Raw genomic sequence first — 3999 nt, 5'->3', positions numbered from 1 at the left:
GTTCAGCACCGAGGGCCGGAACCTCAGGTGCACGTCGACGTCCGCGCCCGGCTCCTCCACCCTGGCCACGCCGTCCTCCAGCACCATCACCAGCGGGGCGGTGTGGTCGGAGTGGAACCGCACCGCGATCCGGTCCGGCCGCACGGGCCGGCCGTCCAGCAGCCGGCCGTAGCCGTGCCGGGTGAGGTCGACCAGGAACAGGTCGACGAACAGCGCGGCCTGCTCGTCCGGCACGCGCCAGGGCCGCCGGGACGCGCGGGCGATGTCGTGGCCGTGCACCAGCAGCTCGTTCGCCATGTGCGCGAACAGGCCGGCCAGCGAGAGCCGGGAACCGCCGAGCCAGCCGTGGACGCGCTCGGGGTCGGCGTCGGCGGTGGTGTCGAGCATCTCCGCGACCGAGGCGCGCAGCAGGTCGGCCAGCCGCGCCGGGTCCCGCTCGGTGAAGCTCGCGAGCTGCACGGGGTTGATCTCGGTGGCGAGCGTGTCGAGGGTCGCGCCCATCATGCGCGGGCGCACCTCGGGGATGGGGAAGCTCTTCGCGCCCTCGGCCAGGACGGCGGTGTTGTTCCACGCGATGCCGGTCACGTGCGCCGCGGTCTCGGCCACCGTCCAGTCCGCCGTGGCCATGGCGGCGGGGTCCGGCGCGGACGCGACCAGGTCGGCGAACCGCTCGCCGGCGTCGCGGACGGCGGCGCGGGCGGCCGACCACCGCTCGGGCGTGACGCGGCTCGCGGCCGGTGTGCCGGGTCCGGGTGAGTGCCCCATCGCTCCGCCTTCCCGCCCGGGGTACCGGGCCGCTCGGATCGCCGACGCCGACCAGCGTCCCGGCTCCGGCTCCGGGGCCGCATCTCCCGCGTTGCCCACCGCACCCGGTCCACCGCACCCGGTCCACCGCATCCGGTCCACCGCACCGGTCCAGCGCGCCCGGTCCCACCGCACCCGGTCCCCGTTGCCGATCCCCGCAATCCGCGAGAAGTGCGACCCGAGGCGTAACGGTGTAATGCTTTATGCGAAGTCCTGCGGAGAACGCGATTCCCGCGCCGGCTCCCCACGCCCGCGACCGATCGGTCCCGCACCTCCCCGAACCGCCCGCCGCGGGCACGGGAGGAGTAGTGGGCCCGCCGTCCCGATCAGGACGATCGAACCGGTGGCGCTCCGCCGCCCCGGCCACCTCGACGACAAGGGGGCGATCTTGACCGCGATTCCCGGTCGCCTGCTCCGGCTGCCCGGCCTCGTGCTGCGCGGGACGTGGGTGGGCGCGGTCGTGCTGGGCCACGTCCTGGCCCTCGGCGCCTCGACCGCGGTCGCCCGCCTGCGCGGGGACACCGCGGGACGGGGCCTGCGCGACGGCGAGCGGTGGGTGCGCCTGCTGACCCGCCTCGGCCCCTCCTACATCAAGATCGGCCAGCTGCTGAGCACGCGGCGCGACCTGCTGCCCGACGCGGTCACCACGCCGCTGGCCCGGCTCACCGACTCGGCCCGGCCACCGCGCCGCCGCCGCGTCGAGCGGGCCGTGCGGCGCGCCTACCGGGACCGGCCGTGGCCGTTCCGGGAGTTCCGGTGGGAGCCGGTGGCCTGCGGCAGCATCGCCACGGTCCACGAGGCGGTCACCCCGGACGGCAGGCACGTCGCGGTCAAGGTGCGCCGCCCCGGCATCGCGCGCGTCATGTTGCGCGACTTCGCGCTGACCGCCGCCGCCATGACCGCGCTGGGCCTGCTGCCCCGGCTGCGCCGGATGCCGTTCAAGCTCATGCACGCCCAGGTCGGCGGCGCGATCCTGCGGCAGCTCGACTTCCGGGCCGAGGCCGAGGCGCTGGCCTCGCTGCGCGCCAACCTGTCGGGGTTCGGCAACGTCCGCGTCCCGGCGCCGCTGCCCGAGCTGTGCACCGACGAGACCGTGGTCATGGAGTACGTCCCGGACCTGACCCGCTTCGCGCCCGGCGACCTCGACGCCGACACCCGCCGCGCGGTCGTGCGCGCGGTGCTGGCCGCGATCTACGAGATGCTGTTCGTCGACGGCGTGGTCCACTGCGACCTGCACCCCGGCAACCTGTACTTCGACCGCCGCGCGCACCTGGTGGTGCTGGACGCGGGTTTCGTGATCCGCCTGCCCGACGCGGTGCGCCGGTCGTTCGCGGACTTCTTCATCAACATGGCGCTCGGCGACGGCTGGATGTGCGGGCAGATCGTCATCGACAGCGCCGCGCAGGTCGCCGAGGACGGCGACCTGGAGGGCTTCCGGGTCGGGCTGCGCGAGCTGGTCGCCGAGACCTCCGGCGCGAAGTCCGGCGAGTTCGACCTGGCGCGCTTCGCCGGGCGGCTGTTCGACCTCCAGCGCCGGTTCGGCCTGTTCCCCGCGCCCGAGTTCGCCTTCCCCCTGCTGTCGCTGCTGGTCATCGAGGGGATGATCAAGGGTTTCGACTCCGACGTCGACTTCCAGGCGGAGGCGATGCCCGTCCTGCGCCGCCGCAACACCCCACGTGCCACCGAATCCACTGCTGAAAGGTGAGTCGACCATGGACGCAACCACCCACGTCCGGGTGCCGCTGATCGCCGAGGACCAGGCCGAGGGCCGCCTCGCCGAGCTGTACGAGGAGATCAAGAAGGCCACCAACCTGCCGTTCGTGCCGGACATGTTCCGCCTCACGTCCACCCGGCCGGACCTGCTCGAAGCCGTCGTGGCCGGCTACAAGGGCATGTACCTGGGCGGCGTGCTGCCGCGGCAGACGCGCGAGCTGATCTCCGCCTGGACGTCGAAGGTGAACGAGTGCCCGTACTGCGTCGGCACGCACAACTTCTTCTACCGCGCGTTCGGCGGCCCCGAGGAGATCGCCGCGGCGGTCGAGTCCGCGAAGTCCGCCGACGACCTGCCCGTGGACGAGCGCACCAAGGTGCTGCTGCGCCTGCTGACCAAGCTCAGCCGCGAGGCGTACAAGGTCACGGACGAGGACTGGCAGCACGCCCTGGAGGCGGGCTGGACCGCGGAGGAGCTGCTGGAGGCGTTCTTCACCTCCTCGATGTTCAACTTCATCACCCGCATGGTCGACGGCCTGGGCCTGGGCCTGTCGGTGGCGGCGAGCCGGGTCTCCCAGCAGGAGGTCCCCCAGCAGGAGGTTCCGCAGCAGGCGATCCCGCAGCAGGGCGTCCCGGCCGGGGGCGACCGGTGAGTCCGTCGCGCGCGGTCCTGATCACCGGGGTCAACTCCTCCGGTGGGCTGTCCTCGGGCACGGGCCGCGCCACGGCGCTGCGCCTGCACCGCGCAGGTTGGCCGGTGTACGCCACCGGTCGTAACCTCGACGGGTTGAAGGACCTGGCCGAGGAGGGCATCACCACGCTGCGGGTGGACGTGACCGACGAGGAGTCGATGGTCACCGCGGTGGAGCGGGTCACCGAGGACCACGGGTCGGTCGGCGTGCTGGTCAACAACGCCGCCTACAGCCTCAACGGCACCATCGGCGAGACACCGCTGGAGCAGGTGCGGCGGCAGTTCGAGACGAACTTCTTCGGCCTGTCCCGGATGACGCAGCTGGTGCTGCCGGGGATGCGCGAGCACCGGTCCGGCCGCGTCGTGATGATGTCGTCGATCTTCGGCCTGTTCGCCACCCCCGGCCGGGGCTACTACCAGGCCACCAAGCACGCCCTGGAGGCCATCAGCGACTCGCTGCGGCTGGAGGTGGCGCCGTGGGGCATCAAGGTGGTCATCATCGAGCCGTCGCCGATCCTGGGCTCGTTCGTGCCCACCACGGTCGGCGACCTCGGCCTGAGCACCGACAGCGACCTGTACGCCGACTTCTGGGAGCGCTTCGTGGAGTGGCACGGCGCCTACCGCGAGGTCGACCACCCCAAGGGCCGCGGGCGCACGTCGGTGCGCTCGGGCAAGGTCGCCGAGGTGATCGAGAAGGCCATCACGGCGCCCAACCCGCGCATCCGCTACCGGATCGGCATCCCGGTGGGGCTGCTGGGCCCGCAGCGTGCGATCTTGGGTGACCGGGCCTGGGA

4 protein-coding genes are annotated in these 3999 nt (G+C 73.0%); 3 read left to right on the top strand and 1 reads right to left on the bottom strand.

Features of this window, described 5'->3' with window-relative positions; genetic code table 11:
* The coding region (locus ACFV4N_RS40835; RefSeq protein WP_499678057.1) for a maleylpyruvate isomerase family mycothiol-dependent enzyme at positions 1-765 on the bottom strand (765 nt) is incomplete at its 3' end.
* 382 nt (positions 766-1147) lie between these two features.
* Between ACFV4N_RS40835 and ACFV4N_RS40830 the strand changes: the two genes are divergently transcribed.
* From ACFV4N_RS40830 to ACFV4N_RS40820, 3 genes are all read left to right on the top strand, one after another.
* Positions 1148-2509: an ABC1 kinase family protein gene (locus tag ACFV4N_RS40830; protein ID WP_499678056.1), complete on the top strand. Its 1362-nt coding sequence runs from the start codon at positions 1148-1150 to the stop codon at positions 2507-2509.
* Between the two features lie 7 nt (positions 2510-2516).
* The gene (locus ACFV4N_RS40825) at positions 2517-3167 is read left to right on the top strand and encodes a carboxymuconolactone decarboxylase family protein (protein ID WP_499678055.1); all 651 of its coding nucleotides are present in this window, start codon (positions 2517-2519) and stop codon (positions 3165-3167) included.
* On the top strand, positions 3164-3999 hold an 836-nt coding region (locus ACFV4N_RS40820), incomplete at its 3' end, for an SDR family oxidoreductase (RefSeq protein WP_499678054.1). The genes ACFV4N_RS40825 and ACFV4N_RS40820, both read left to right, overlap by 4 nt.

It is taken from the genome of Actinosynnema sp. NPDC059797, from assembly GCF_042732085.1.
In the GTDB taxonomy this organism is placed as follows: Bacteria; Actinomycetota; Actinomycetes; order Mycobacteriales; family Pseudonocardiaceae; genus Actinosynnema.
The sequence above is the reverse complement of the archived record's forward strand: the minus strand, read 5'-3'. Positions and strand labels throughout refer to the sequence as shown.

Coding starts and splice junctions, on each gene's coding strand:
- ACFV4N_RS40825 (WP_499678055.1), top strand. CDS start 2,517: ATGGACGCAACCACCCACGTCCGGGTGCCGCTGATCGCCGAGGACCAG.